The organism is Cupriavidus sp. MEYA8, from assembly GCF_059278825.1.
Window position 1 is genome coordinate 2,152,139 of sequence record NZ_CM181222.1, and the last position, 25,987, is coordinate 2,178,125.

The 25,987-nt window shown below is 64.7% G+C and carries 23 protein-coding genes and 2 pseudogenes; 9 read left to right on the plus strand and 16 right to left on the minus strand.

Translation table 11 applies throughout. The features are described 5' to 3' along the window. Window positions 1–108: 108 nt before the first annotated feature. The 3 genes and pseudogenes from AC5WJ1_RS26800 to AC5WJ1_RS26810 all read left to right on the plus strand — a co-directional run. Window positions 109–546, plus strand: a pseudogene (locus AC5WJ1_RS26800) (tyrosine-type recombinase/integrase); the annotation flags it as partial. Next, a pseudogene (locus AC5WJ1_RS26805) lies at window positions 539–1,279 on the plus strand (NAD(P)(+) transhydrogenase (Re/Si-specific) subunit beta); the annotation flags it as partial. The pseudogenes AC5WJ1_RS26800 and AC5WJ1_RS26805, both read left to right, overlap by 8 nt. A gap of 199 nt (window positions 1,280–1,478) precedes the next feature. Beyond that, window positions 1,479–2,405 (plus strand): MBL fold metallo-hydrolase, encoded by a 927-nt coding sequence (locus AC5WJ1_RS26810; RefSeq protein WP_494476738.1) that lies wholly within the window; start codon window positions 1,479–1,481, stop codon window positions 2,403–2,405. 110 nt (window positions 2,406–2,515) lie between these two features. On the opposite strand, the gene AC5WJ1_RS26815 is transcribed toward AC5WJ1_RS26810, so the two are convergent. Next, window positions 2,516–3,730, minus strand: a complete 1,215-nt coding sequence (locus tag AC5WJ1_RS26815; RefSeq protein ID WP_494476984.1) for a porin — start codon at window positions 3,728–3,730, stop codon at window positions 2,516–2,518. Window positions 3,731–4,100: 370 nt separating this feature from the next. Between AC5WJ1_RS26815 and AC5WJ1_RS26820 the strand changes: the two genes are divergently transcribed. After that, window positions 4,101–4,760, plus strand: coding sequence for a TetR/AcrR family transcriptional regulator (locus AC5WJ1_RS26820; RefSeq protein WP_135702772.1), 660 nt, complete (start codon window positions 4,101–4,103; stop codon window positions 4,758–4,760). A 7-nt stretch (window positions 4,761–4,767) separates the two neighbouring features. Here the strand turns inward: AC5WJ1_RS26820 and AC5WJ1_RS26825 are convergent, their stop codons facing one another. The 6 genes from AC5WJ1_RS26825 to AC5WJ1_RS26850 all read right to left on the minus strand — a co-directional run bounded on the left by AC5WJ1_RS26825 (window position 4,768) and on the right by AC5WJ1_RS26850 (window position 12,198). Next, window positions 4,768–6,072, minus strand: coding sequence for an NAD(P)/FAD-dependent oxidoreductase (locus tag AC5WJ1_RS26825; RefSeq protein WP_195427231.1), 1,305 nt, complete (start codon window positions 6,070–6,072; stop codon window positions 4,768–4,770). Window positions 6,073–6,154: 82 nt separating this feature from the next. Further along, window positions 6,155–7,486: an NAD(P)/FAD-dependent oxidoreductase gene (locus tag AC5WJ1_RS26830; protein WP_434034616.1), complete on the minus strand. Its 1,332-nt coding sequence runs from the start codon at window positions 7,484–7,486 to the stop codon at window positions 6,155–6,157. Between the two features lie 68 nt (window positions 7,487–7,554). Next, window positions 7,555–8,988, minus strand: coding sequence for an MFS transporter (locus AC5WJ1_RS26835; RefSeq protein WP_135702770.1), 1,434 nt, complete (start codon window positions 8,986–8,988; stop codon window positions 7,555–7,557). Window positions 8,989–9,078: 90 nt separating this feature from the next. Further along, window positions 9,079–9,486, minus strand: a complete 408-nt coding sequence (locus tag AC5WJ1_RS26840) for a RidA family protein (RefSeq protein WP_195427225.1) — start codon at window positions 9,484–9,486, stop codon at window positions 9,079–9,081. Window positions 9,487–9,511: 25 nt separating this feature from the next. After that, on the minus strand, window positions 9,512–10,348 hold the full coding sequence (locus AC5WJ1_RS26845; protein ID WP_135702769.1) for a phytanoyl-CoA dioxygenase family protein: 837 nt from the start codon (window positions 10,346–10,348) through the stop codon (window positions 9,512–9,514). Window positions 10,349–11,211: 863 nt separating this feature from the next. Then, a complete protein-coding gene (locus AC5WJ1_RS26850; protein WP_195427223.1) occupies window positions 11,212–12,198 on the minus strand; it encodes an NAD(P)H-quinone oxidoreductase in 987 nt (328 codons plus the stop codon). A 174-nt stretch (window positions 12,199–12,372) separates the two neighbouring features. On the opposite strand from AC5WJ1_RS26850, the gene AC5WJ1_RS26855 reads away from it, so the two are divergent. Further along, window positions 12,373–13,245, plus strand: a complete 873-nt coding sequence (locus AC5WJ1_RS26855) for a LysR family transcriptional regulator (RefSeq protein WP_135702767.1) — start codon at window positions 12,373–12,375, stop codon at window positions 13,243–13,245. 605 nt (window positions 13,246–13,850) lie between these two features. On the opposite strand, the gene AC5WJ1_RS26860 is transcribed toward AC5WJ1_RS26855, so the two are convergent. Both AC5WJ1_RS26860 and AC5WJ1_RS26865 read right to left on the minus strand, forming a co-directional pair. Then, on the minus strand, window positions 13,851–14,780 hold the full coding sequence (locus AC5WJ1_RS26860; RefSeq protein ID WP_494476739.1) for a bestrophin-like domain: 930 nt from the start codon (window positions 14,778–14,780) through the stop codon (window positions 13,851–13,853). 96 nt (window positions 14,781–14,876) lie between these two features. Beyond that, on the minus strand, window positions 14,877–15,341 hold the full coding sequence (locus tag AC5WJ1_RS26865; RefSeq protein ID WP_135702766.1) for a YaiI/YqxD family protein: 465 nt from the start codon (window positions 15,339–15,341) through the stop codon (window positions 14,877–14,879). Between the two features lie 26 nt (window positions 15,342–15,367). Between AC5WJ1_RS26865 and AC5WJ1_RS26870 the strand changes: the two genes are divergently transcribed. Continuing rightward, window positions 15,368–15,646, plus strand: coding sequence for a DUF1330 domain-containing protein (locus tag AC5WJ1_RS26870; protein ID WP_494476740.1), 279 nt, complete (start codon window positions 15,368–15,370; stop codon window positions 15,644–15,646). A gap of 10 nt (window positions 15,647–15,656) precedes the next feature. On the opposite strand, the gene phnE is transcribed toward AC5WJ1_RS26870, so the two are convergent. From phnE to senB, 5 genes are all read right to left on the minus strand, one after another. Next, a complete protein-coding gene (phnE, locus tag AC5WJ1_RS26875; RefSeq protein ID WP_494476741.1) occupies window positions 15,657–16,448 on the minus strand; it encodes a phosphonate ABC transporter, permease protein PhnE in 792 nt (263 codons plus the stop codon). Window positions 16,449–16,451: 3 nt separating this feature from the next. Then, the gene (locus AC5WJ1_RS26880) at window positions 16,452–17,273 is read right to left on the minus strand and encodes a PhnE/PtxC family ABC transporter permease (RefSeq protein ID WP_135702764.1); all 822 of its coding nucleotides are present in this window, start codon (window positions 17,271–17,273) and stop codon (window positions 16,452–16,454) included. Continuing rightward, entirely contained in the window at window positions 17,270–18,097 is an 828-nt protein-coding gene (locus tag AC5WJ1_RS26885; protein ID WP_133094584.1) for a phosphonate ABC transporter ATP-binding protein, read from the minus strand. The genes AC5WJ1_RS26880 and AC5WJ1_RS26885 overlap by 4 nt, the downstream gene beginning before the upstream one ends. Further along, complete coding sequence (locus AC5WJ1_RS26890; protein ID WP_135702763.1) at window positions 18,094–18,969, minus strand: putative selenate ABC transporter substrate-binding protein; 876 nt, start codon at window positions 18,967–18,969, stop codon at window positions 18,094–18,096. Before AC5WJ1_RS26890 ends, AC5WJ1_RS26885 begins: the two co-directional genes overlap by 4 nt. 104 nt (window positions 18,970–19,073) lie before the next feature. After that, window positions 19,074–20,069, minus strand: coding sequence for a selenoneine biosynthesis selenosugar synthase SenB (gene senB, locus AC5WJ1_RS26895; protein ID WP_195427220.1), 996 nt, complete (start codon window positions 20,067–20,069; stop codon window positions 19,074–19,076). On the opposite strand from senB, the gene senA reads away from it, so the two are divergent. Next, window positions 20,068–21,270 (plus strand): selenoneine synthase SenA, encoded by a 1,203-nt coding sequence (gene senA, locus AC5WJ1_RS26900; RefSeq protein ID WP_135702761.1) that lies wholly within the window; start codon window positions 20,068–20,070, stop codon window positions 21,268–21,270. The genes senB and senA overlap by 2 nt on opposite strands. Before the next feature lie 29 nt (window positions 21,271–21,299). Here the strand turns inward: senA and AC5WJ1_RS26905 are convergent, their stop codons facing one another. Together AC5WJ1_RS26905 and AC5WJ1_RS26910 are read right to left on the minus strand one after the other, a co-directional pair. After that, window positions 21,300–21,599, minus strand: a complete 300-nt coding sequence (locus AC5WJ1_RS26905) for a hypothetical protein (RefSeq protein WP_255519655.1) — start codon at window positions 21,597–21,599, stop codon at window positions 21,300–21,302. An 86-nt stretch (window positions 21,600–21,685) separates the two neighbouring features. Further along, window positions 21,686–21,910: a DUF2188 domain-containing protein gene (locus AC5WJ1_RS26910; protein ID WP_494476742.1), complete on the minus strand. Its 225-nt coding sequence runs from the start codon at window positions 21,908–21,910 to the stop codon at window positions 21,686–21,688. 494 nt (window positions 21,911–22,404) lie between these two features. Between AC5WJ1_RS26910 and AC5WJ1_RS26915 the strand changes: the two genes are divergently transcribed. Together AC5WJ1_RS26915 and AC5WJ1_RS26920 are read left to right on the plus strand one after the other, a co-directional pair. After that, window positions 22,405–24,600 (plus strand): type I secretion system permease/ATPase, encoded by a 2,196-nt coding sequence (locus AC5WJ1_RS26915; RefSeq protein ID WP_195427218.1) that lies wholly within the window; start codon window positions 22,405–22,407, stop codon window positions 24,598–24,600. After that, the gene (locus AC5WJ1_RS26920) at window positions 24,584–25,966 is read left to right on the plus strand and encodes an HlyD family type I secretion periplasmic adaptor subunit (RefSeq protein WP_135702758.1); all 1,383 of its coding nucleotides are present in this window, start codon (window positions 24,584–24,586) and stop codon (window positions 25,964–25,966) included. Before AC5WJ1_RS26915 ends, AC5WJ1_RS26920 begins: the two co-directional genes overlap by 17 nt. Window positions 25,967–25,987: the final 21 nt, after the last annotated feature.

Sequence of the window (25,987 nt, forward strand, 5' to 3'; positions counted from 1 at the left end):
GCTCACACGGTAACCCTCCGGTCAAGCGCGAAGTGACTCAACCGCCAGCGCTGTTTCCTATGTTGAGGACCGAGGCAATTCGCCTCGAGCCTCGACAGGAGCACAGCCATGTCAGTCGCGACGCCTACCATCAGCCCGCTACGCCAGCGCATGATCGAAGACATGCGGATGCGCAAGCTTGGAGATAAGACCCAGACCCAATACATCCGTGCCGTGCGCCGGTTCGCGGTCTTTCTCGGCCGCTCTCCCGACACGGCTAGCACTGAGGACCTACGGCGCTATCAACTCCATCTGGTCGATCACGGCATCTCCCCGGTTTCGCTCAATGCCGCGATCACCGGATTGAAGTTCTTCTTTGAAGTGACGCTCGGCGACGCGCAACGCATGGCCAAGATGCGACCGGTACGAATTCCACGCACCCTGCCCGTGGTAGTCAGTCCCGACGAAGTCGGCCGACTGCTGGCGGCCGCTGGGAACCTGAAGCACCAGACCGCGCTCGCGGTCGCCTATGGCGCCGGCTTGCGCGCCAGCGAAGTGGCTGAACTCGTACTCGGGCTGGGCGGCGGCGGGCATCGGCTTCTCGCTGAACAACCCGATGCTGATCATCGCCGGCTCGCTGGTGGGCTCAAGCGGTGCCATCCTCTCGTACATCATGTGCCGCGCGATGAACCGCTCGTTCTTCAACGTGATCCTGGGCGGCTTCGGCGGCGATGCGTCGGCTGGCGCGTCCGCCGGCGCGCAGGCGCAGCGCAACGTGAAGTCCGGCTCGGCCGACGATGCCGCCTTCCTGATGGGCAACGCCGAGACCGTGATCATCGTCCCCGGCTACGGCCTGGCCGTGGCGCGCGCGCAGCATGCCCTGAAGGAACTGACCGAACTGCTCACCGAGAAGGGCGTGACCGTGAAGTACGCGATCCACCCGGTGGCGGGCCGCATGCCCGGCCACATGAACGTGCTGCTGGCCGAGGCCGAGGTGCCGTACGACCAGGTCTTCGAGATGGAAGACATCAACAGCGAGTTCGGCCAGGCCGACGTGGTGCTGGTGCTGGGCGCCAACGACGTGGTCAACCCGGCGGCCAAGACCGATCCCAAGTCGCCGATCGCCGGGATGCCGATCCTGGAGGCGTACAAGGCCAAGACCATCATCGTCAACAAGCGCTCGATGGCGGCCGGCTACGCCGGCCTGGACAACGAGCTGTTCTACATGGACAAGACCATGATGGTGTTCGGCGACGCCAAGAAGGTGGTCGAGGACATGTTCAAGGCGGTCGAAGCATAACCCTGACGCCTGGCGTGAAGGCGTCTACGTCTATAACGACATCCCACGTTCTGTCTGTGCCGCGTTTGCGGGCATCTTTATTTTGATGACTGGTGTTACTATAAATAGACAGAGAACAAAGCTGCGCAGCCTGACCTGATCGCTACCGGAACGCCCCGGCTGCGGAAATCGCTAAGACTGCCCAGCGAGGATGATCGACATGAGCACAGCGTTCGGCAACTCCGGCACGAATCGACATATCCAGCGCGTGGATCTCGGGCGCGTCTCGGTCTTCTTTGGCGAGAAGAGCGGCAAGTATCCCGACGGCAACCAGGTATTGATACGGGGCTCCGAAACCCGCGCGGCTTTCGACACGCCGCTTGTCGCGAACTACATCGGTCCCGAGTTTGACGCCACCGAGCTGGTGGTGATGGGCCATGTGCATGAGGACCATATGGCTGGGTTGCATCGTCTACCGGATGCATCGGTCTATGTGCACGAAGGCGATTTACCGGCGGCAAGGAGCTGGGATGGCATGGTCGCCGCTTTCGGTAATGCGGCGTATGCATCGGAGACCCTGCTCAGGTTTCAGCGCGAATTCTTTTATGCGCCGCGGCCCGATGCGCAGGGCTACGTGGACGGTGCGTGCTGGGATCTAGGGCAGACCGGCATTCGGGCTTTCCACCTGCCAGGGCACACCGCGGGCCATACCGTTCTCCTTGTGGAACCGGAGGGGGTGGCTTTCACGGGCGACATCGACCTGACCGGATTCGGGCCCTACTATGGCGATGCAGGGTCCAGCCTGGGGGACTTCCGTCGTAGCCTGGCACGGTTGGCCGAGGTTCCGGCCAAGGTGTGGGTTACCTCCCATCATCGGGGCGTCTATACCGATCGTGAGCACTTCCTGCGCGATCTCGCTGCCTATGCGGCCAAGCTGGACCAACGCGAACAGCGCCTGCTGACCTTGCTGCGCGAATCGCCAAAGACACTGGCACAGCTGGTCGACCTGCGGCTGCTGTATCCGCCGGGCTTTCAAGGCTCATGGGTAGTCGATGCCGAGACCCGTACGATTTCCCAGCATCTGGCAGAACTGCTGGCGGACGGGCGGGTTGAGGTGAACAAAGACGGCGTCTACCGGGTGGGATGAGATACCCGGGAGGACCACTTCGGTAGTGGCCGCCCTTGCATCATGTCCCGATGCGGATTGCTGAAGCTGCCCGCATCGGGATTGCATCGGTCTGACGATTTCCGTCGCGCTCAGAAGTTGTGGCGGATGCCCAGCGCGACGCCGAACATGCTGTCCTTGCCAGCAGCGGGCTGATAGCCGTTGTTGAACGCAATGGAAGCGGTGTCCAGGCACAGGCCGGCATTCTTTGCGTAAGCGGTAGTCAGGTACAGGTCCGTACGCTTGGAGAGGCGGTAGTCGGCGATTAGCATCCACTGTCTCGGATTGCCGACAGGCCTTAGCACCGGCAAGGTCGAGGACCGGAACGTCTGGTAGTAGTAGTCCAGCGTCAGGCTCAGCGCAGACGTCATCTCGTGGTAGACGCCGGCCCAGTACAAGTTATCGCGCGTCAGTGTCTGCCCCGGCGCAGTCGACATGCCCCAGCGGTATCCAGTCATGAAGATCGCCGGACCGACGGCGTAGCTGGCTGCTGCGGCGGCCTTTTTGAATGTGCCGGTACCGGCGAAGCCGCCATTGCCGACGATGCTCGGGTTCACCTGGTCGTAGGTGACGGTGGCACTGAATGGCCCCGCCGCATAGGACGCCCGGGCGCCAAAGCCGGTATCGCGGCGAAACTGGCCCGGAACCTCGCCCGAGCCACCCAGGCGGCTCAGGTCCACGGTGCCGCTGCTCCCGCCGGTGCCAAAGCTCCAGTGTGCCCCGACGCTGACCGGACCAAAGGTGCCCGAATATTTGACGGTGTTGTCCTCGCGGTACACCGGTCCGATCTGGGCGATCACGGGCTCATACAGGCTCGACATCGCCGCTGGCGAGAAGTTGGCCAGTGCCTCCAGCATAGAGGTGTATTGGCGACCGAAGGTGATCTTGCCGTAGGTGGCGCTCTGCAGGCCGACAAACGCCTGCCGGCCAAACAGGCGACCGCCTTGCTGCATGGTGCCATCGTCTGCGCCGATGCCGCTTTCCAGCACGAAGACGCTGCTCAGTCCGTTGCCGAGGTCTTCCACGCCGCGCAGGCCCCAACGCGAACCCGACAGACCTTCGCCGTTCAGCGCGTATCGATTGGCCGAGCCGCTGCCGGCGCTCTTGAAGTTGGTGTTGAACTCCAGGTTGGTGTCGAGCGTACCGTACAACGTGACGGATGACTGGGCGTGCGCCGCGCCTGCGAAGACACCAAATGCTGCAAGTGCGACGGCAGGCGTCTTGCCCCAGTCGCGTGCCAGTTTGCACGGCACCGCCGTGACCACAGCCCCATCCTTGTTAGAGGCATAGCGCCTGAATGCATCCATCAACGATCTCCTTGTTTGTCAGTTGCCTGGCGGCCGCATGCAGCGCATCGGCCGCGCACTCGTCCTGAATCTGTCGGCGATTCGCGCAAATCGTGAATTAGAATAACGAGCGTGATGTTAAATAAAAAGGCCGGGTATTCCCTGCCTGGGCGGTACCATGAGCGAGCAGAGGTGTGGCTACGTGGGGGCGTGCGGACGCCGGCACACTACCTGGGTGGAACAGACTGCGCATAGGCCTTGCCCGAGAGGAGCTAGCCGGAGAGGGGCCACGTGGAATCAAAACATAACGATGATTCTGTAAAATCACGTATCTGGCGGCTAACCAGGCTGGCAGCCAGTGATCGTAATGCTCAAGAGACAGAACAAGACAATGGAAAGCGACGACGATATCGAGCAGGTCTCAACCCGGGGTCGTCCGGTCGGCGACCGCGAAGCGAAGCGCAAGGAGTTGCTGCGCGCGGCATCAACGGTGATCGCACAGGAGGGCTATGCCAACGCATCGCTGCGCAAGGTTGCGAAGCATGCGGGCTACACCACCGGCGCGGTGACCTATTACTTCGCAAACAAGGAAGAGCTGGTCGTGGCGCTGATGGAAAGCGCATTCGATCGTTTCGACGCGATGCTGGAGTCCGCTCGGGAAAGCGGTGACATCCTCGCGCCGTTCGAAAGCTGGATCAGGCTGACCGACCGCAGCACCAGGTTCTGGCCGGCGACATCGGAATTGCTGGCGCAGGGACGACACGAGCCTGCGTTTGCGGAAGTCATCAGCAGGCGCTACGCGCGCTATCGTCGCCTGCTCGCCGCCATTGTCAAGGACGCGCAGGAACGGGGGGCGGTCCGCAACGATATTCCGGCCGACATCCTCACCGACCAGCTCGTTGCCATGGGGGATGGATGGATGATGATGTACCCGATCGAACCCAAACGCTTCACGCCCAAGCGAATGCGGGCGCTTATCGATGCCCTGGCGGTGCTGGTTGCGCCCGTGCCGGGCGAGCAGAAGTCCGGCGGACGGGCGGCGCGCGCGTAGCACGGGATCACAACCGGTGGTCGCCACGCAGGGCGCAAGCGACGTCAATGGCGGCTTTGGCGCCGGTCTCGATGGCACCGTCGATGCCGCCGACCCCGATGGGCGCTATGTCCGCGCCCGCGAAATGGATGCGGCCGTGGGTCTGCCGCATCAAGGGCGCGGCCTGCGTCAGATTGCCGGGGCGGTGATGCATCCATCCTCCTTTGGAGAACGGGTCGTTCGCCCAGTCCTGGCAGACCGTGTCCAACACTTCGATGTCCGGAATGAAATCCCGCAGCGCCTCCTGTACTGCCTCGCGGTCATTGCCGTCCAGCGCCGAGCTGTCGGAACAGAAGCACACCACCAGCGTATCGCCATCGGCGCGCCGCTCGGCATGGGCGGTGTTGATGGGATGCTTGCCCGCTGGTGCATAGATCACGAAGGGCTCGATCTCGCCCTTGACCCGTACCCAGATCTTGCTGGGCATGATCGGGTTTTTTTGCTCGATCATGGCGCGCACGGGGCGCGGCAGCGCAGGCGTGACGGAAAACTCGCTCAGCATGTTCAGCGGCAATGCCACCACGGCTCGCCGGGACCGGATACGCTGTCCATCGCGTGTGGTCACAATGACCTCGTGCCCGTTGTCATCGACAGCGGCCACTGGCGTCGAGAGGCGCAGTTCGGCTTTCGATTCGGCGCTCATGGCGCCAATCAGGCGACCGGTGCCGCCCTCGATCGGCCAGTGCCCGGCGATTTCCTTGAACGCGCTCCAGTTGCCGAAGCAGATCGCGCACCAGAACAGCAGTTGTGCGAGCCCTTGCTCGCGTTCGGAGCAAACCAGGATGGACATCGCGTTGACCAGCACGTCGCGGTCGTGCGCCGAGAGTTCAAGCGCGTCAAGCCGGTCGCCGATGGTTTGCCTGTCGATCGTGCCGACGTCGGCGGCTGCCAGGTCATCCACCTGGGGAAAGTGCATCCGCGCATCGGCAAAGAAGCGGGCGACCAGCGGCGTGGCCAGTTGGTTGAGTTGTTCCCACGTCCCGGCGTGTACAACGCCGTCGGCGTACCAATAGGCCCTGGTCACCGGCATCGGTGTCGCCAGGCCGATGCCATATCGCTTGAGTTCGCGCCACACATGCGCCTGCGTCCAGTGCACGTAGGTGCCGCCCAGTTCAAGCTCCAGGCCAAGCGCCGTGCTCGACCAAGTCCGACCGCCGATGCGGTCACGCGCTTCAAGCAGTACCACAGAGTGGTCTGCCATGCTGAGGTCCCGCGCAGCGGTCACGCCTGCGAAGCCAGCGCCAATCACGGCAACATCGTACAGATCTGTCATGGGAATTTCCGTTTGAGTTTCAGGTGATACGTGGGCGGGAAAGGATGCTCCCGGCAATTGCGAGTCCGCCTCTCACGCTGCCTCATGCCCGGCGCGCCTTGCGGTTCGAACGTTCATCGAGACCGCTTGCGACTTTCAGGGCGCCGTTGAGGGCCAGCCAGCGCAGGGGTTCCGGCAGCGTCGCGGGTGACGCGTGTTGCATCAGCATGACAAGCAGCGGGTTGCCGATGCCTTGGATGTCTTCCGCCAGCATGTGTCCGACCATGCCCTGTGTGCCGACGCCGTGACCGGAACATCCCGCCGCGTAGTAAATGTTCCTGTCTGCTCCTGTGCGGCCTATGACCGGCAGGCCGTCGTCGGCGTAGCTGATGTAGCCGCTCCAGCAGCGCCGGATGGCGATGCCCCTCAAGGGCGGGAAGCGGTAATGCAGGGCCATCCGCAGCGCTCGATACTGGTCGTGCTCGGGCACTTCGGGCGTCCGCGAGCCGAACGGGTAGCGCAGGCGCTTGGTCGTCAAGACCAGCGTGTTGCGCGCCGTCAGGCGATGGCTCTCCATGACCCGGTGCATGGTTGTGATGCCTTCGCGGCGGTGCCATCCAAGCGCCGCCAGCTGTACAGGGGAAAGCGGTTCGGTCTCCAGGGCCGAAAGCCGCAACGGCACCACCTTGTCCGCGAGCGGGCCGAGCTGGGGCGTATAGGCGTTGGTGGCCAGGATCATGACCGGCGCGCTGACGCTGCCGCGAGGTGTCTGCACCCTGACGGTTGGTCCTTCGGTGAAGGACAGCAACGGCGTGTTTTCGTGGATCGTCACGCCTGCCCGCAGGGCCGCGCGCCGCAGTCCCAGGACGTACTTGCCGGGATCGAGCGTGCCGCCGGTCGGCACGTAACTGCCAAACAGGAACGCTGGCGGGATGCCGCGTGCTCGCATCTCGGCCTGGTCCAGGTACTCCGATGGGCATCCGAGTTCGGCGCCAATCCGCATATCCTCGCGCACCCTGGCTTCCTGCGACGGGTCGATGCCGGCACGGATCAATCCCGACCGGTTGTAGTCGCAGTCGATCCCATGCTCCGCGAACTTGCCTTCGGCGAAGCTAACGCCTTCCTGGTAGAAGCGGACGATCTGCTTCGCTTTCTCATGGCCTGCCCGCTTGAGGAAGCGGTCGTACTTGAGTCCCTGCCCGCCGGCGAGATAGCCCGCGTTGCGGCTGCTCGCTCCATAGCCACAGAACTCGCGTTCGAGCACGACCACCTTCACGCGCTGCCGGGCGAGCTCCAGCGCCGCGCATAGCCCGGCAAAGCCGGCGCCGACGATGACCACATCGGCGTTGGTATGGCCCTCGAGCGATGGCTGCAGGTCAGCCGGCCTTTCTATCCAGCCGCCCAGCGTTCGATATGTCTTGAAGTCTTCAGTCACGTTGCCGCTTTCCTTTGTCTGGTGATCTATGCGGGCGGGAACAATCCGCGCTAGACGCAAATGCCGTGTCAGGCGGCCATGGACGTGTCCGGGCATTGGCGCGCTCCGTTGGCAGCGCCCGACTCGTCGCCGGCAACGGCTTCCAGCGAGCGGTTGGTCGTGCGCGGGCCGAACAGCGCGACGGGGATGGAGAAGACGATGTAGCAGGCTGCCGCCGCTAGCATGACGCCAGCCATGCCGCTTGCGGAGAACAGCGCGGCGCCCAGGACGCCGGCTGCCGCTCCGCCGAACCGCCCGCCAGACATCACGATCCCGCTGCCGAGGGCGCGCAGCTGCGTCGGTATCGTCTCCGGGATGTAGGTGTAGTAGGCGTTGACGACGAGCCCCGTGATGATGGCGGCGAGTCCTCCTGCCCCGATCACTGCCCAACTGGTGGCCGAGATGCCGAGCACGGCCAACGGCAGTGCGCTTAGCACGGACACGACAAGGATGGTGGACTTGCGTTCATACCGGTCGAGAAACAGCATGGCGACTAACGGCGTGGCGCCATAGATCACGTTCCACAGGAACTGGATGAAATACGCATGTTCCTCGGAGTACCTGAGGCTGTATACGAGCGAGTAGACGCCCCATTGGCCGAACAGGTAATAGGCCAGGCTGGCGCCAAAGTAGCCGAGCGTGAGCACGGCTATGGTTCGCAGCAAGGCCTTGTCGTTGAAGAGGTCGCGTAGCGTGGGCGCTGCGGCGGTCGGTTGAACGGTGGCAATTGCGGGTTCGTCGAGCGGACCGCGGCGCAGCGCGCGCGCTTCCAGCTCGCTTACGATGCGTTCGGCGCGGTCGAATCGACCGCGCGAGACACACCAGCGCACCGATTCCGGCAGGATGAAGCGTGCCAGGGGCGCAATCAGCAGGCCGACGCTGCCGCCCAGGAACAGGTTGCGCCAGGCATCACTACTGCCGTGTGGGAGATAGAACATCGCCAGCGCGGCAGCACCGATGCCGGAGACCACGAACCCGATCGTCACTATGGAGACGAAGCGGCCACGTGCCCTGCCGGGAAACATTTCGGCGATATAGACAAGCAGCACCGATGTGGCGGCCTGCACGCCGATACCGGTGATGACGCGGGAGGCCAGTATGGTCTCGTAGGTAGGTGCGAATGCCGTCGCCAACGCTCCCAGCGAGTACAGGACGGTGGTCCATACGAGCACCGAACGTCGTCCCCATTGGTCAGACAGTCTTCCTCCCACCAGAGCCCCGATGATCATCCCGATGAAGAACGCGCTGCTGATGACGCCGATCTGCTCGGTGCTCAGATTGGTGTGGGCCTTGATCGTGGGACTGGCATAGGCAAAGATGGCGTTGTCGTAGTACTCCAGCATCAGGTTGGCCGCGAGCAGCGCGGCCCAGACGTAGTGGGAAGCCATTACCGGCAGGCGGTCAAGCCGCGCAAGAATGCTGGATGGCTTGTCCGGTCTGACGACCGCATTCGGACGCTTCATGTTTATGTCTCCATCAGCTTTGTCGCTGTTCTTTTTTCTAAGGATGTCGTGCCGCGGCCCCGGTGTGCAAACGGGGCACGGCCTCTGCTGTCAGCCGGCGCCGCAGCCGGCGACCGCAATCGCGCGTATCTCGACCAGGAATTCGGGCCGGGCCAATTGGCTTACGCCCACGCCGGTCCAGGAGGGATAGCGGTCGGGGAGGTATTCATCCTTGACCTTCACGAATGCCTGGATGTCGCCGCGCAGGTCGGTGTGGAAAGTCATGATTTCCACGACGTCGGCAAGGCCGGCTCCTGCGGCTTCGAGCACCGCCTTCAGGTTTTCAAACGCCAGCCGGGCCTGCGCTTCCATTCCCTGGCCCACCGTGGCCGTCACCAGATCGAAGCCCACCTGACCGGACACCCAGATCATGTCGCCGACACGGGTCGCCGAAGAGAAGTGAAGCTGGTCGTAGTGCCTTGCCTGCGTGAGGCCGGGATTGATCATTTGTCGTTTCATGGCTGCTGCTCCGTGCAAGGCGATATCAGGCGAGTTGGCGGAAGACAGGCGAGCGGAACGGTTCGCCTTCATTGAGCCTGGCCATTTCTTCCCGGAAGAGCGGCCCGTTGCGGGCATAGCGCGGGTTCGACATTGGCAGGGCGCGGAACGTGGCGTCGTCACCGAAGAAGCGCAGCACCAGCGTGTGGCGGGTCGGGCAGGCGGCATCGACGGCGGCTCCTCCGTGAAGCGAACGTGGATGCAGGAACACGACATCGCCAGGGGTCACCTCCCAGGAGAGCACGTCCCAGGAGTTGGGGTCTTCGGCGAGCTCCTTGTCGATATGCGGCAGGCGGGGCAGGGTGCCGTCGCCGTACAGCGGATCGGTCGGGTCATCGGCATTTGCGAAGCTGGCCCCGTCGTACTGGATGCCGAGGTGGGAGCCGCGAATGATCTCCAGCGAATTCTTCTTTGGAATGGCCTGGAAGGTAATCCACGCGTTGCCCCAATGCTGGCCGGCCCACGGCAGGTTCGCGGTGTCCTGATGCCACGGTCCGCGGCCGCTGTTGCCGCCTTCCTTGGCGAACACCTCCTCGGCGAAATACCAAACATGCTCCGAGCCCCATAACTCCTGGAACACCATTCCGAACGGCAGCGTCGTGACCAGGTCGTCAAGCTTTTGCTTAACCACCGGATTGGCGTTGTCGATATGGGTCTGCAGGCTGGTGCCGTCCAGCGAGCGGAAGTGATATGGGCCCGGGTTGGCGACGTTCCACTTGAAAGCCTCATAGCACCGGGCTAGCTGCACAGGGTCGAGGCAGTTCTTTATAAGTACGGCGCCGTCCTCGCGAAACGCCTCTCGTTGGGATTGGGTGGTAAGCATGATAAGTCTCCTTCATTCCTCGGTGATGGACGCTGGCCGGCGCGATGCATGAACAATAACTCGCAATTCGATTTAAGACAACACTCGTTGGGTTAAAGTGCGAGCATCGGGATTCTTGGAGAATCGTCGAGTTTGCCGTCCGTGTAATCGTGACGAGAGCTCGGCCGTGCTTGGTTCTCCGCGGACAAGAAGGCGTTGTCTAGGTATATGGCTTCAACTCGGGCAAAACGGAGGTGCGGATACCGCGGCGTATGCTGTGGCAACATCCCGCCTCGATTCGTAGCAGAGGGCCATGACCGCCAGACGGGTCTTGGTCGGATCGGGATGGGCCCGCACCCACCGGCTTTTCCGGGCTGGTCGCAGATCGGGTAGTTGAATGTCCCCACCGGGCCGTGTGCACCTGGGTCGTGGAAGGTGCTGTGCGCCGCCGGCCCATGGCCGCCGTCATGAAAGGCGTGAGGCGTGCAAAGTGTGGGGACTGGCGCGACGCCCGCGGTCGACCAAGGCTCAGTTGAAGGCCATCGACAACGTAGGGGTTTCCCGAAACGCTACCTGGGCAAATGGCTGCAAGTGGATTTAGAACGGTCCTCGCTTCGTCGAGGTCAAAGGCCGCTTATGGCCGGGAAGGGACCTCGGCCCTCCGCTACCTGATTGCCTTCCTCCCCCACTACTGCCGCTCGACCAGCTTGGTAGCAACGATGGCTTGCATGATAGGCACGCGCTCGCGTCGACTGCGGGCGGGGCAGGCCAGGGAAACCACGCTTGAGCCGGTTGGCAAGCGCCAACTGGCAGGCGGCCTGAGCGAGGTCAGGGCGGATTGAATCCACCGTCGTTTTCCGCCTGCCGGCAACGTAGTGATCCCGCTATGCCCCGGTCGACAGAATTATCTTGCCCACGTTTTGGTTCGACTCCATGCGACGGTGCGCATCGGCGGCCCGGGCCAGCGGGTACACGCTGTCTACCACCGGCACCAGTCCGCTCTCAGTAAAGCCCGGTAGCCAGCGCTGCGAGAAGCGCGCTACCATCTGCCGCTTGACCTCCGGCGTACGCGATTTCATCACCGTGCCGATGATCTGCAGATGGCGGTAAAGCAGCCGCTCCAGCGGTAGATTCGCACCCTCTGCGCCGCCAAGCAGGCCGACCTGCACCAGCCGGCCGCCATTGGCCAGCGAAAGAACGTTTCGCTCCAGGTAGGAACCGCCGATGAAATCAACGATCACGTCTAGGCCGTTGCCATCGGTTTCGCGCCTCACCACCTCGCCGAAGTCCTCGGCCTTGTAGTCGATCAGCACGTCCGCGCCGAAGCCGCGAACGCGCGCCAGCTTGCCGCCATTGGCCGTGGCGAAGACCCGCGCGCCAGTGGCATGCGCCAATTGCACGGCGGCCGAACCCACGCCGCTGGCGCCCGCGTGGATCAGCACCTTGTCGCCAGCCTGCAGACGACCCAGGTGCAGCAGCGCCTCGTGCGCCGTGACGAACACCTCGGGAATCGCGGCGGCATGCACGTAGTCAAGCCGGTCGGGGATGTGCATGGCCTGCCGGTAGTCGATGCGCGCCACCTCGGCATAGCCGCCGCCGCCCACTATGCCCATTACGCGGTCGCCAGTCGCAAAGCCAGCCACCTCGGCGCCGGCTGCGATCACCTCGCCGGCGATTTCCAGGCCCATCACCGTGGAATCGCCAAAGCTGGCGCGGCCATAGCCGCCGCGGCGGTGGATGATGTCGGCGCGGTTCACGCCGGCGGCGTGAGTGCGCACCAGCAGGTCCTGCGGGCGCAGTTCGGGCACGGGCAGATCTTGCAGTTGCAGGACGTCGGCGTCGCCGAAGTCCTGGAAGTCGATGGCTTTCATGGGAATGTCCTTAGTGGATGGGCCGGAGGCCGATGGGCAGATCAGCCATACGCGGCCCGGTTTCTGTGCCAGGGCCTCAATGTAGGTCGGCGCGGCGATGCAGTCATGCTGATATATTCCAGGTCAGCAATGCATTTTTGCATCACCTCATCCGCCTCCTCGGAAGGATCCGATATGAACTGGGACGACACCCGTGTATTCCTGGCCGTGCAGCGCGAGGGCACTCTGCGGCGCGCGGCCAAGGTAGTCAACATGGACCAGGCCACCGTGGGCCGGCGTATCGCCGCGCTAGAACACGCGCTGAGCGCCACGCTGTTCCTGCGCACCTCCGATGGATACGTGCTGACCAACGCGGGCGAGAACGCGCTCAGGTCCGCCGAGAAGATGGAGCAGTCGGCCCACGAGCTGGCCCGGCAGGCACAAGGCGTCGATACCCGGTTGGAAGGCGAGGTGCGAGTGACCACCACCGACACGCTGGCGCTGGGGTTCCTGATCCCGGCCATCGAGCGGCTGCACGCCGAGCACCCGGACGTGCGCGTGCAGCTCAACACGTCCACCCAGATGATGAACCTGGCACGACGCGAGGCGGATATCGCGGTGCGCACGATCAAGCCCGAGAACCCCGACCTGGCGGCCCGCCTGCTGGCCCGCTGGGCGGTGGGACTCTACGCATCGAGGGCATACCTGAAGCGGCACGGCGAGCCGGCCGTCGGCACCGGCTTCGCCGGGCACGACCTCGTCATCTACCAGCCCCATACCAGCGGCAGCCGCCTTCCGACGCTGGTGGGCGAGCCGACCCACGCGGGCCGGCTCGTGTCGGCGGTCAACTCCAGCCTGATGCTGCGCGCGACGATCCAGGCCGGCATTGCCATCGGCGAAGTGCCAGTGCACCTGGCCGAGCGCGACGGGTTGGTGCGGATCTGGCCCAAACGCGAGCGCGCGCAGCCCTACGAGGTATGGTTGGTCACCCATCAGGACCTGCGCCACACCGCCCGGGTGCGGGCGATGATCGAGGCCATCGTGGCAGAATTCGAGGGCAGCCGCTGAGCGAGGGCGGGGTATTGGCAGCAACAAGGATACCAAGTGGCCAGGAGCGTATGAAAAACACCTCCCAGACCTTGGACGGCCGCGTCGGCCGAACTGCGGTCGTCCGCAGATGGTGCGCGAATGACCTTGACCGCCTTCTCGAGTGCTCACGGGGCAGCGATGTCGCCACGCCTTAAATCAATGGAGGCGCCACCAATGGGATTCCGTTTCTGCCTGCGGCCAGATAGAGATCGGCAAGCGACCTCTGCCAGCCACTTGCCAGCAGGCGCTTCCCGACCCACTGCTGCCCTTCGAGCACAAGACGCCGCGACGGCCACTTTCAGAGTACAGCGGCCACTGCTCAATTCCGCACATACTTTCTGGGATCTGCCCAGCGCACAGTGCGGCTGATGACGTCGTCCGGACAGCGATAGCCGCGATTGGGTGGCCCTGACAAGCCGCATCGTCGCCACTGGCATTTGTCGTGGTCGGCGGAGTCGGGGGGGCTGGGTGGATTGCTTTACTCCGCTCGTTAACTTGGTGTACCGTCAGCTCAGGACTCTCGAGCGCATCCAGACGTCACTCAACCTGTCTCTTGCCGCTGGCGCGCTGCTGCACCTGTTGGTTCATCGCATTCCATTGCGGACTTCCTGCAACACCTCATCGAAAACGTCAACGCGGATCAGGCCTAACCGCGGAAACTCCAAGTCGACGATGACATAGAGTGTCACCGTCAGCGAGGCCACGAAGAAAAGCGCATGCAACCAGTTTCGAGGACTGCGGCTGGCCATGCCATAGCCCGCAAACAATGCCCCAACCCAGCAAAGCGCGAAAAGCATGCCGAAGATGACGCCGGGCGGATGTTCCTTTGTTGCGGCGAGTCGGGTCGATGCCGTGTCGAATGCTGCATTGAGCGCTGGTAACAGAAGCATGGTGGCCGCCGTACTAGCGGATCGCTGGGACTCCGTTACGGATCTTGTCCAGAGGTGTTCACGCAGTACGTCCGAACGTACCAAGAAAGCCTCGACGCGTTTGCGGTCAGGGACGGCTCGATAGGCGCCAAGCCGGGTATCGAGATATTGCCGGAGTATCTCCTGCAACTCACCACGTGCTGGTTGCGGCAGCAGATCCAGACGCAGGTAAGCAGTGCCGATATCGTTGGCTTCCTGGACGATCAGCGTACGCCGCATATCAAAGCGGCTTGCCGCGCCGGAAAAGGTGAAGGCGATCAATAGCCCAAGCAGTGCGAATATCGCGCTTGCGACCGCGCTGACGCCCGTTGTCTCCGGTTCGCGACCGGAGGCAACCTGCCATTGCCACACCAGCCGGCCGAGCTCCAGGGCGATCAGGATACTTGTGAATATTGCGACCGCCAACACCAGCCCGCCGGCCCAACCGGCACCATAAAGTAGTGATGCCAAAATCGTCTCCGGTGCATTGCCGCGATGCGCGCTTTCAACGTTGAAGACGGTATGGAAAAGTTTCGCCACAATATGTGCGCTTCCGCACCGGCGTCCGATAGCTGGGTGGAACTGACGCTTGAACGTCGGCGTCACGGCATAAGCCAACGCCCGTAGATGGCCGGCAAGCGACTGGCGGGAGCCACGTTTATCAGAGCCGGTCCACTATTGCGTTGCTGTGGGTAGCACGCTTCAGGCGACCGCACCTGGCGGCGCATGGCGTGCCAGGAATCGGTCCAATTGGCCAGCGAACGCCTTGCTATCCTGTGAGGCGTACGGTGCCGGACCGCCGGTATCGACGCCCGAGCCGCGGAGCTGGTCCATCACCTCGCGCATCGTCAGGCGCTCCTGGATATTCTCTCGGCTAAACCAGATTCCTCGTGGGTCGAGCACGAAAGCGCCCTTGCCGAGGGCAGCGGCGGCAAGGGGTATGTCCGCCGTAATCACGAGGTCACCGTTGCTGACCAATTCGACGATACGGTCATCGGCGGCGTCGAAGCCCGCCGGCACTTGCAGTGCCTTGATAAAGCGGGAAGGCGGCGTGCGCATATACTTGTTCGCCACCAGCGTGACGCACACTCCGACACGCTGCGCGGCCCGATACAACATTTCCTTGACGACAACCGGGCAGGCGTCTGCGTCAACCAGTACTTGCATCGCGGTATTTCCAATTGAAGGGCGGAATGCTCATATTACTGCTAACGGACCCTGCCATTTTCGAAGAGTACAAGCGAGAAGTACCTGCCACTGAGTTCCGCTACGGCGGAAAATATTTGGGCCGTGGTGGTCTGACCAAAGTTCTCGAAGGCGACTGGCAGCCACATCGTCTCGTCATCGTCGAGTTCCCGAGCATGGACTCCTTGATGGCCTGGTATGAGTCACCAGAGTACGCTCGTCTTAAGGCGATCCGTCAAAAATGTGCGACGACAAGGATTGTCGCGCTAGAAGGGATTGCCCCGTAACCTCGTAATTTCAGGATGGCCGGTCAACCCTCATGATCGCGCTGGCCGTGTCGACCATGGCCGCCAGGACAAGCATGGCGATGATCACCGTGCAAGCCTGGGGCATATGGAACAGGGACAGCTCGAAATACAGCATCTGCCCAAGCCCGCCGGCGCCGACAAAGCCAAGGATCGCCGCCGCGCGGATATTGGTTTCCCAGCGGTACAGGGTGTAGGACAGGAACTGGGGCCATACGCAGGGCAGCGTCCCATACATGAAGACCAGTGCGGCGGGGGCGCCTTTTTCCGCCAGCGCGCGGGCGGGTGTGCGCGGCGCATTCTCCAGCGCCTCGGCGAAGAGGCGGCCGAGCACGCCCGCCGTGTGCAGTGCCAGGGCAAGGGTGCCGGCAAACGGTCCAAGGCCGACCGCGAGCACGGTCAGGCCAGCCCATACCAGCTCGGGAATCGAGCGCAGCAGGTTCAGCAGCAAGCGTGACAAGGTGCGCAGCGCATCGCCGTAGAGCCCGGAAGCCGGTAGTGCCAGGCCAAAACCCAGCACCGCCGCACACAGCGTGCCCACGGCGGAAATCGCGAGCGTTTCGAGCATGCTGACACCGGTTCTGGCAAGAAACGCCGGCGACAGCTCCGGCGGGAAGAACGTCAGCAGGAAGCGCAGCATCCCGGCTGCAGCGTCCCGGGAAATGAGCTGGCCCAGGTCAAGCGAGAGCCAGGCGAAACTTGCCGCAACCGCTATGGCCACGGCGAGCAGCGTAAGCAGGCACTTCAGGCAGAGTTGGGCGGCCGTGGGCGTGTTCGTCGCCATGGTTCATTCCAGCATCTTGCGCAGCCGGGCGCTGAGCGCGTCGGCCAGCAGGACCAGCAGCAGGAATACAAGCAGGATGGTCGCGGCTTCGCCGCCGTTGAGCAGCTTCATGGCCTGGTCCATCAGCTGGCCAAGCCCGCCGGCGCCGACGAAGCCCATCACCACCGACGCCCGGATGGCGCATTCCCAGCGATACACCGTGTACGAGACCAGCTCCTGCGCGGCATTCGGCAGCAATCCGTAGGACAGCGCCGCCAGGCGCCCGCTGCCGCCGGTGAGCAGGGCCTGCGCCGCGCGCTGGTCGCTCGATTCGAGGATTTCCGCATAGACCTTCGCCAGCATGCCGCCATAGGTGACCGCCAGCGCCAGCACGCCCGCCGCCGCGCCAAGGCCCAGGGCGCGCACGAAGACCAGCGCCCAGACCAGCTCCGGTACGCCACGCAGCAGCAGCACCAGCGCCCGCACGGCGGTGCGCAACGCTGCCCGCACCCGCTTTCCCGGGCCCGGGCCGATACGCGAGATGGAAAGGCTCCTGGACATTGCCACAGCCAGTGGCGCAGCAATGACAAAGGCCAGCGCGACGCCTGCGGTCGCGATAGCCAGCGTTTCCAGCGTTGCCTTGGCCACGTAGCCAAGAAATTCGACCGAGACCTCGGGGGGCAGGAAGTTGCGCAGGAAGCCGCCCATCACCTTGAGGTTTGCCGCGTCGAACAGCGCCGACGGGCTGAACCGGGACAGCCGCAGCAGGGGCCAGAGCAGCAGCAGCGCCAGCAGCAGGCCGCTGGCCCGCCGCAGCGCCTGCGGGTCGCGTGGATGCGTGGTCATCGGCATGCCGCCCTGCGTGGGTCAACGCTGCCGGCAGTGGCGGCGATGGCCACGGACCGGCTGCCCTGCACGGGTGGCGATTCGCTCTCGGAGGCGTAGAGTTCGCGCAGCAGGGCGTCAGTGACGTGCCCGGCCGGCAGGTCGAAGGCGATCTCGCCCGACTTCAGGCCGATGATGCGGGGAAACCAGCGCAGCGCCAGATCTACCGCGTGCAGGCTGGCGACCAGCGTCACCGCACGCGTATCGGCTTCCTTGCGCAACTCGCCCAGGGTCAGGTTGGCAAGCACGGGATCCATCGCCGAGACCGGCTCGTCGGCCAGGATCAGTTCCGGGCGCTGGTAGAGCACGCGGGCCACCCCGACACGCTGCAACTGGCCGCCCGACAACTGGTCGCAGCGATCGAACAGGCGGTCGGCCAGCTCCAGTCGCGCCAGCTGTTCGCTGGCACCGGCAATATCCGCCGGATAGACCAGCGAGAGCATGGATTTCCAGCCGGGCCAGATACCGAGGCGGCCGGCAAGGATGGCGGTGATCACGCGCTGGCGCGGAGGCATGGGCGGTGCCTGGTGCACCATGCCGATGCGGCAGCGCAGGCGCCGCAGGCGCGCGGCGCTCAGTGCCCAGGGAATTTGCCCCAGGATCTCGACGCGGCCTTCGCCGGGCCGCAGCGACGTTGCCAGCAGGCGCAGCAGCGAGGTCTTGCCGGCGCCCGAGGGACCGATGACGGCGATGCGCTCGCCGCTGCCCGCCGACAAGGCGATCCGGCTCAGCGCGCGCTGCCCGTTGGGGTAGGTGACGCTGGCTGCGTCGAGACTGAAACTCACTTGACCAGGCCCGCGGCGCGGGCCGCGGCCTCGATGCCGGCGTAGTTCTCCGGCCGGGTGGGGATGTACTTGACGGTCCTTTGCAGTGCCATGATCTCCCTGTGCTCGGGATTGGCCGGGTCAAGGCGCAGGAACGCTTCGGTCAGCTTCTTGGCCAAGGCCGGGTCGAGCCCGCCGCGCACGGTCCAGTTGTAGTCGAAGTAGGGCGGCGTGACGGCAAACACCCGGACCTTGCCGGGGTCCACCTTGTGCTGCTCCACCAGCTTGTCCCAGACCGAGGCGTTGAGCACGCCGGCGTCGGCCTTGCCGGCCTGGACGAAGGCGACCGTTGCATCATGGGCGCCCGAGTAGGCGACAGTCTTGAAGTCCCGGTCCGGATCGATGCCGGCCTGCTGCAGGAAACTGCGCGGCATCAGGTGTCCGGAAGTCGAGGACGGCGAGCCGAAGGCGAAGGTCTTGCCCTTGAGGTCGGCCAGGGTCTTGATACTGCTGTCGGCCGTGATGAACTTGCTGGTAAACGCGGCATCTTCCTGTCGCTGGACGATGGGGATGGTGGCGCCCTGCGTCCGGATCTTGCTTTGCACGTAGGTGAAACCGCCCAGCCATGCCATGTCGAGCTTGCCCGTCGCCAGGGACTCGACCACGGCGGCGTAATCCGTCACTGGCACGAACTCCACCTTCATGCCGGTTTCCTTCTCCAGGTATTTGCCGAGCGGCGCGAACTTGCGCTGCAGTTCGGTCGGTGCCTCGTCGGGGATGGCCGACACCTTCAGCACGGTCTGTGCCGCCTGGGCACCGGACAGGCCGGCAAGGCCAAACAGGGCAAGCGCGGCAAGGCGTTTCGCGATACGCGGGAATATGGTCGGGATCATGATCGGGCGTGGTCGAAGAACGGCGGTGATGGTGATGGACTATCCAAAGGGGCGCCTATGCTACCGCAATCCGGGCAAGGCCTCTCCTGGTCAATCCGGCTAGGTTAATCCGGCTTCAGGGCTTCGGCGACAAGCCCAATGACTTCGGCGCGTTCGCGCTCCGGTGCGAACAGCGGCGCCCGCTGTGCGCATTGCTGCCGCAGGCGCGCCAGGAAGGCGGCGTCGCGGCTGGCGCGTTCCAGCAGCTCCGCCAGATGCGCGGCATTGCCCGGCGGGAAATAGCCCTCGTAGTCGCGGCCCAGCATGCCGATGTTGCCGGGGATGCGGCTGGCGAGCACCGGTACGCCACTGGTAACGGCTTCGATGATCACGTTGGCGCCGCCTTCTATCACGCTCGATACGACCAGCGCCTGCGCCTGGCCGATGCGCAGCCGCGTCTCGGTGTGAGGCAGGTTTGCCAGCCAGACATAGCGCTGGAGCCCTGGCCAGCGCTGCGCTTGCAGCGCCTCGGCTGACTCCCGGTAGCTCTCGTCCAGGGCGGCGCCGATATGGGTCAGGCGCACGCGCGAATCCTCAGCAAGCAGCATCACGGCCAGCATGGGCGTCGCCGGGTCTTTTTCCGCCCGCATATGACCCACCAGGACGACGTCAAACGCATCGTGGCTGGTCGCTGCCGGCACGATTGCCGGGGCGGACTGGTAGATGACCCGGCACTTGGCACGATGCCCGGGGGCCAGTTCGGCGGGCCCTTCGTCCTGCAGCACCACCAGGTGGGTGGCAAGCTCCAGGGAGCGCCGGGCGGATGCGTCGCTGCGGATATCGCGGTACAGGTCCGTCCCGGTCAGCACCACCACCAGTGGACGGCCGGGGCAGGCTTCGGCAAACCTGGCGATGGAATCTGCCGAGCGCCGGGCGTGCAGCGCGATCAGGCACGCCGGGACCGCACCGCCTGAGTGGCCCGGCGGCCACTCCGCGGCCACGGTCACACCGTAATCTGCCTGCAGGAAGTGCGACCAGCGATGTGCGGTCTGCCAGTTGCCGTTATTGGCTTTGCGGAGTGCCGGGCTGATAATCGCGACAGTGGCCTTGGGAGGACGCATGACGATCGGCTCTGAAGGGGGTGCAGCCAGAAGGATAAACAAATTCGGGCTCGATGCGGCTTTTACCGATGCGCATCGGCGCACCTGGGCCATCCTGCAGGATCTGTCGCCGTCCCAGTGGCAGGTTCGCTACGACCCGGGGATCAATCCACCCTTGTGGGAATACGCGCATGTCGCGTGGTTCACCGAGCACTGGGTGCTGCGGGATCCGCGTCCGGGCGCGGGCGGCCGCCTGGTCGCGAGCCTGCCGTCGATGCTCGATAATGCCGACCGCTTCTTCGATTCCTCGCTCGTTCCTCACACGGATCGCTGGAAGCTCGCCTTGCCCCCGCTGCGGGAAGTACGCGGCTACGTGGCGGCGGTGCTGGAGCGTGTCCGGGCCAGCCTCGCCGTGGCGGATGATACCGACCAGGCGCTCTATTTTTTCCGGCTCGCCTTGTTCCACGAAGACATGCACGCGGAGGCGTTGACCTATATGCGCCAGACGCTCGATTATCCGCTGCATGCCCCGCTTGGCATGCCTTCCATTGCGCCAGGCGCCGGCTCGGCAGCCGCAGGCGGCGGCACGTTCCTGATGGGGGCGCCCGCAGGGGGCGACGGCTTTGTCTTCGACAACGAGAAGTGGGCCCACCCCGTCCACCTCGCCCCTTTCCGCATCGATCGCACTTGTGTCAGCAATGCCGAGTTTGCGGACTTCGTGGCCGCCGGCGGCTACCGCGATCCGCAGTGGTGGTCCGGCGACGGACGCGCATGGCTGCAGCAGGGCGGGCTGGCGCATCCGGGTCGCTGGCGCCGGCCAGCCGGCGGCCCCCCCGGGCAATGGGCGTTGCGCTGGTTCGGGCAATGGGTGCCGCTGCCGCCCGAACAGCCCGTGTGTCATATCAATGCCTACGAGGCGGAAGCCTATTGCCGCTGGGCCGGCAAGCGCTTGCCCACGGAAGCGGAATGGGAGTATGCGGCAACGCATGACCTGATCCGCTGGGGGAGGGCCGTGTGGGAATGGACGGCTGATCCGTTCGTACCCTACGCAGGATTCTCGCCCGACCCGTACCAGGAATATTCCGCCCCCTGGTTTCACACGCATCGCTCGGTTCGCGGCGGATCGTTCGCTACCCATGCACGCATGAAGCATCCCCGCTACCGCAACTTCTACCTGCCGCACCGCAGCGACCTCTTCGTCGGATTCCGCTGCTGCGGTTGAGGAGGTGCCATAGGCCGTGCCGGGTTTGCCTAGGGTTCGCGATAGGTGATGCCATGCACGATTAGCGCACGGTGCATGATGAGTTCCTTGAGACCTTCACGCATGTTGGTCAGCATTGCCTGCGCACTGGCGCTATCGATACCATCCCGGTTCAACTGAGCGATCCGTAGCTCCTGCGCGGCGATACGTTTCTCGGCCCGCAGGATGGCCAGATCCGTGTCGTCCAGGTCTTGCAGATCCTGCTCTATGCATCGCGCCTCTAATCCGGGTTGCATGATGATCTCCATGCGGAAGCCTGTGCTCATGCCTTTGTGATAGATCAGCGGCAATCGCGTAGCTATCGGGCGGCGTCCTACACCTGGTGAAGATGGCGTCACACGCCGGATTATCCGCGGTGCAGCCTGCCAGAAAGCCTTCACTCCTTGTTGCCGCCTGAATCGGCTGCGAGAGCGGTCAGCAGGCGGACGGTTCCATCCTGGCGGTGGATGTGAAGCTCGGCGTTATCATGCTTCGCCCGGCGCCATCCCGCGGTTATCGCAGCTTCAAGAGAGGTATAAAGCAGGGGCTTTTCCGCAAGACCTTCAATTTCAAGGGCCCAGCCTTGAACTGCCGGAACAACGCGAAAGATTCGCGTAGGCATCTGGATGACCCCGCCGTAGTTGTGACAAGAAAAACAAGCGCACCCTGCCAGAGCGGGCTGGCGCACTATCACTGTCTTATATTGTCTTTGTATTGTCTTATGTGCCCGCCCGAGGGATATACACCACTTAAGTAGGGCGTGGCGCGAATACATCATGCCTTGATATTTGGTGGCCCGCGCGGTCCCTGATTCTTGGCGCTCTTTCCCGGATGTTGCATGTATGAAACGCCATACGGATGATTGCTTCGAGCGTCTCCGATGGCCCGGTTGCGCCATTTGCAGGATGGGCGCACAGACCTCCGCCGCATACGCTTGCAAAAAACGTCATAACAAATGGGACCGGGGAAAACATGGATGGATGCAATCGACGCACGCCTTGTGCACGGCGTGCATGGCGTGAGGCGGCGGCAGGCCGCGCCAGGCTGCTGGCGGCATGCCATGCCGCGCCGCGGCGGCGTGGCGCGCGCGCACGCTGAAGCGCGAGGGCAATGGCCATGCATGCTGCCGCCATCCCTGCCCGGGAGGCCGGGGATACCGGCTGGAACCTGCCGGACCCGGCATGCCGCGAGGCGCGTCCGGACGATCCGTTGCTGGATTGCCTGCTCTGGCTGGCCCGCCACTTCCACCAGCCGGCGTCAGCAGAGGCGCTGCTTGCCGGCCTGCCGCTTGCCTCGCATCGCCTGACCCCGGCGCTGTTCGCGCGGGCGGCGGCCAGGGCCGGCATGTCGGCGCGGCTGGTGCGGCGCAAGCTGGAAGGGATTCCTGACCTGGTCTTGCCCGCGATCCTGCTGCTTGACCAGGGACAGGCCTGCGTGCTGCTGCGCCGGGGCGAGGCGGGCACCGTGGTGCTGGCGCTGCCCGAATGCGGGAACGGCGAGCAGGTTGTGCCCGCAGAAGAACTGCTGGCGCGCTACTCCGGCCATGCCATCTTTGCCCGGCCCGCGCATCGCACGGATGCGGCGGCGCACGATGGCGCGCCGGCTGCGCCCCATGAATGGTTCTGGGGTGTGATGCGCCAGTCCTGGCCGGTTTATGGCGAGGTAATGGTCGCCTCGCTGCTGCTGAGCCTGTTCGCGCTGGCCATGCCGCTGTTCACCATGAACGTCTACGACCGCGTGGTGCCGAACCATGCGCTGGAGACACTATGGGCGCTGGCTGTCGGGGTTGGCCTGGTGCTGCTGTTCGAGCTGGCGATGCGAACGCTGCGTGGCTATTTTGTCGACGTGGCGGGCAGGCGCATCGACGTGACCGTCTCCGCAACGGTGTTCGGCAAAGTGCTGGGCATCGAGATGAAGTCGCGGCCCGCGTCGGCGGGCAGCCTTAGCAGCCAGCTGCACGAGTTCGAATCGGTGCGCGACTTCCTGACCTCCGCCACCATCACCACGCTGATCGACCTGCCGTTTGCCGCGGTCTTCATCGTCGCGATGTTCTGGGTCGGCGGCCCGCTTGCCTGGGTGCCGCTGCTGACGGTGCCGCTGGTGCTGGGTGTCAGCCTGGCATTGCAGGGACCGCTGTCGCGCGCGGTGCGCGCCAGCAGTGCCTGCGCGGCGCAGCGGCAAGCCGCGCTGGTGGAAACCCTGGTCGGGCTCGAGACCATCAAGACGGTCGGCGCCGACGGTGCCGCACAGCGCAACTGGGAACAGGTGGTCGGGCAGATGGCAAGGCTGGGCTTGCGGGCACGGTTGCTGTCAGCGTGCGTGATCAACGTGTCGCTGTTCGCACAGCAGGCCGCCACGCTGGTGGTGGTGGTTATCGGCGTCTACCTGATCGCCGAAGACCGGCTCACCATGGGCGGCCTGATTGCCTGCACCATCCTGGCCGGGCGCGCGCTGGCGCCGCTGTCGCAGATGGCAGGGCTGACCACGCGCTACCACCAGGCACGCACCGCGCTGGCCGGCATTGACCGGATGATGGCATTGCCAGTCGAGCGCCCGCCCGGCAGGCATTTCGTGCACCGTCCGCCGTTGCGGGGCGAGATCGAATTCCGGCAGGTGAGCTTTCGCTATCCGGGCCGCGACGGCGCCGTCCTGGACGACGTGTCCTTCCGCATTGCCAGCGGCGAGCGCGTTGGCCTGATCGGCCGCATCGGCTCGGGCAAGACCACCATCGAGAAGCTCATCCTGGGCCTTTACGCACCGGAGACTGGCTCGGTGCTGGTCGATGGCGCGGATGTGCGCCAGCTAGACCCCGCGGCGCTGCGGCGCGATATCGGCTATGTGCCGCAGGAGGTGATGCTGTTCAGCGGCACCGTGCGCGAGAACATCGTGATGGGCGCACCGTATGCCGACGATGAGGCGGTGCTGCGCGCGGCGCGGCTGGGTGGCGTCAGCGACTTTATCGATCGCCTGCCGGATGGCTATGACCTGCGGCTTGGCGAGCGCGGCGAAGGGCTGTCGGGCGGGCAGCGCCAGGCGATCGCGATCGCCCGCGCCGACTTGCTGCAACCGCCGGTGCTGCTGCTGGATGAACCCAGCAGCGCGATGGACAACCGCACCGAGGAGCAGTTCAAGTCGCGGTTGTCCGCGGCGCTGGGTGGGCGCACGCTGCTGCTGGTGACGCACCGGGGCTCGCTGCTGAGCCTGGTCGACCGCCTGATCGTAATGGACCAGGGCCGCATTGTCGCCGACGGGCCGAAGGCCGATGTGCTGAACGCGCTTGCAGGAAGGAAGCTCCATGTCGCGTCTGCATGAGACCCGGAATCGCCTGCGCCGCCTGGCCGCAGCGCTGCGGCCGCACGCGGATGACACCGTGTTCATGGGCGAGCGCGAGGCCGCAGCGGTGGCGGGGCCGCGCTGGTTCACGCACTGGATCCTGTTGTGCACGCTGCTGTTCGTGTTGGTGGCGCTGGCATGGGCCGCGCTGGCGCGCGTGGATGAAGTGACGGTGGGCGAGGGCAAGGTGATCCCGTCCAGCCAGGTGCAGGTGGTGCAGAACCTCGAAGGCGGCATCGTCGCCGAGATCATGGTGCGCCCGGGGCAGGTCGTGAACAAGGACCAGGCGCTGATGCGTATCGACGATACCCGCTTTACCGCCTCGTACCAGGAAGGCCGCACCAGGGACGATGCGCTGGTGGCGCGTATTGCGCGCCTGAGTGCCGAGTCTGCCGGCACGGCGTTCGTCGCCAGCGCGGCCGGCGATGCAGACAACCGCCGGTTCCTGGCCGAGGAACACGCGCTGTTCGAATCACGCAAGCGCGCGCTCGAAGCCAATCTGTCAGTGTTGCGCCAGCAGTCCGAGCAGCGCCGCCAGGAACTGACCGAGAAGCGCTCGCGCGAGCAGCAGCTGCGGCAGAGCCATCGCCTGGTGGCGCAGGAGCTGGCGATGATGCGGCCAATGGTGGCGCAGGGCGTCGTGTCCGACGTCGACGTGCTGCGGCTGGAGCGGCAGACCAACGACCTGAAGGGCGAGCTCGACGCCACGCGGCTGGCCATGCCACGCCTGGAAGCGGCCTTGCGCGAGAGCCAGCAGAAGCTGGACGAGACGGCCACGCATTTCCGCGCGGAGGCCATGCGCGAACTGAACCAGGCCAAGGCCGAGCAGGCGGCGCAGAGCGCCACCAACACCGCGCTGCAGGACCGTGTCGATCGCACCCTGGTGCGCGCGCCGCTCGCCGGCATCGTCAAGCAACTCAAGGTCAATACCGTCGGTGGGGTGGTGCAGCCCGGCATGGACCTGGTGGAAATCGTGCCGCTGGAAGACACGCTGCTGGTGGAAGCGCGCGTGCGCCCGGCCGATATCGCCTTCCTGCGCCCGGGGCAGCCGGCGGTGGTCAAGCTGTCGGCCTATGACTTCTCGATCTATGGCGGTTTTCCCGGCACGGTCGAACATATCAGCGCCGATACGCTGACGCCGGAACGCCCGGGCGAGCGGCCGGAGAGCTACTACCTGGTACGCGTGCGCACTCGCGACAACCGGCCCGGCGGCAGCGCCGTGCAGGTGCCCATCCTGCCCGGCATGGTGGCCACGGTCGATGTGCTGACTGGCCAGAAGACGGTGCTCCACTACCTGCTCAAGCCCATCATCAAGACCCGGGAGCTGGCGTTCCGGGAACGGTAAGCGCAACAAAAAAGGCACGCG

What these genes read in the sequence shown, in the direction of transcription:
- AC5WJ1_RS26810 (WP_494476738.1), top strand. Translation starts at nt 1,479, where the DNA reads ATGAGCACAGCGTTCGGCAACTCCGGCACGAATCGACATATCCAGCGC.
- AC5WJ1_RS26815 (WP_494476984.1), bottom strand. Translation starts at nt 3,730, where the DNA reads ATGGATGCATTCAGGCGCTATGCCTCTAACAAGGATGGGGCTGTGGTC.
- AC5WJ1_RS26820 (WP_135702772.1), top strand. Translation starts at nt 4,101, where the DNA reads ATGGAAAGCGACGACGATATCGAGCAGGTCTCAACCCGGGGTCGTCCG.
- AC5WJ1_RS26825 (WP_195427231.1), bottom strand. Translation starts at nt 6,072, where the DNA reads ATGACAGATCTGTACGATGTTGCCGTGATTGGCGCTGGCTTCGCAGGC.
- AC5WJ1_RS26835 (WP_135702770.1), bottom strand. Translation starts at nt 8,988, where the DNA reads ATGAAGCGTCCGAATGCGGTCGTCAGACCGGACAAGCCATCCAGCATT.
- AC5WJ1_RS26840 (WP_195427225.1), bottom strand. Translation starts at nt 9,486, where the DNA reads ATGAAACGACAAATGATCAATCCCGGCCTCACGCAGGCAAGGCACTAC.
- AC5WJ1_RS26845 (WP_135702769.1), bottom strand. Translation starts at nt 10,348, where the DNA reads ATGCTTACCACCCAATCCCAACGAGAGGCGTTTCGCGAGGACGGCGCC.
- AC5WJ1_RS26850 (WP_195427223.1), bottom strand. Translation starts at nt 12,198, where the DNA reads ATGAAAGCCATCGACTTCCAGGACTTCGGCGACGCCGACGTCCTGCAA.
- AC5WJ1_RS26855 (WP_135702767.1), top strand. Translation starts at nt 12,373, where the DNA reads ATGAACTGGGACGACACCCGTGTATTCCTGGCCGTGCAGCGCGAGGGC.
- AC5WJ1_RS26865 (WP_135702766.1), bottom strand. Translation starts at nt 15,341, where the DNA reads ATGCAAGTACTGGTTGACGCAGACGCCTGCCCGGTTGTCGTCAAGGAA.
- AC5WJ1_RS26870 (WP_494476740.1), top strand. Translation starts at nt 15,368, where the DNA reads ATGCTCATATTACTGCTAACGGACCCTGCCATTTTCGAAGAGTACAAG.
- phnE (WP_494476741.1), bottom strand. Translation starts at nt 16,448, where the DNA reads ATGGCGACGAACACGCCCACGGCCGCCCAACTCTGCCTGAAGTGCCTG.
- AC5WJ1_RS26880 (WP_135702764.1), bottom strand. Translation starts at nt 17,273, where the DNA reads ATGACCACGCATCCACGCGACCCGCAGGCGCTGCGGCGGGCCAGCGGC.
- AC5WJ1_RS26890 (WP_135702763.1), bottom strand. Translation starts at nt 18,969, where the DNA reads ATGATCCCGACCATATTCCCGCGTATCGCGAAACGCCTTGCCGCGCTT.
- senA (WP_135702761.1), top strand. Translation starts at nt 20,068, where the DNA reads ATGACGATCGGCTCTGAAGGGGGTGCAGCCAGAAGGATAAACAAATTC.
- senB (WP_195427220.1), bottom strand. Translation starts at nt 20,069, where the DNA reads ATGCGTCCTCCCAAGGCCACTGTCGCGATTATCAGCCCGGCACTCCGC.
- AC5WJ1_RS26910 (WP_494476742.1), bottom strand. Translation starts at nt 21,910, where the DNA reads ATGCCTACGCGAATCTTTCGCGTTGTTCCGGCAGTTCAAGGCTGGGCC.
- AC5WJ1_RS26915 (WP_195427218.1), top strand. Translation starts at nt 22,405, where the DNA reads ATGCATGCTGCCGCCATCCCTGCCCGGGAGGCCGGGGATACCGGCTGG.
- AC5WJ1_RS26920 (WP_135702758.1), top strand. Translation starts at nt 24,584, where the DNA reads ATGTCGCGTCTGCATGAGACCCGGAATCGCCTGCGCCGCCTGGCCGCA.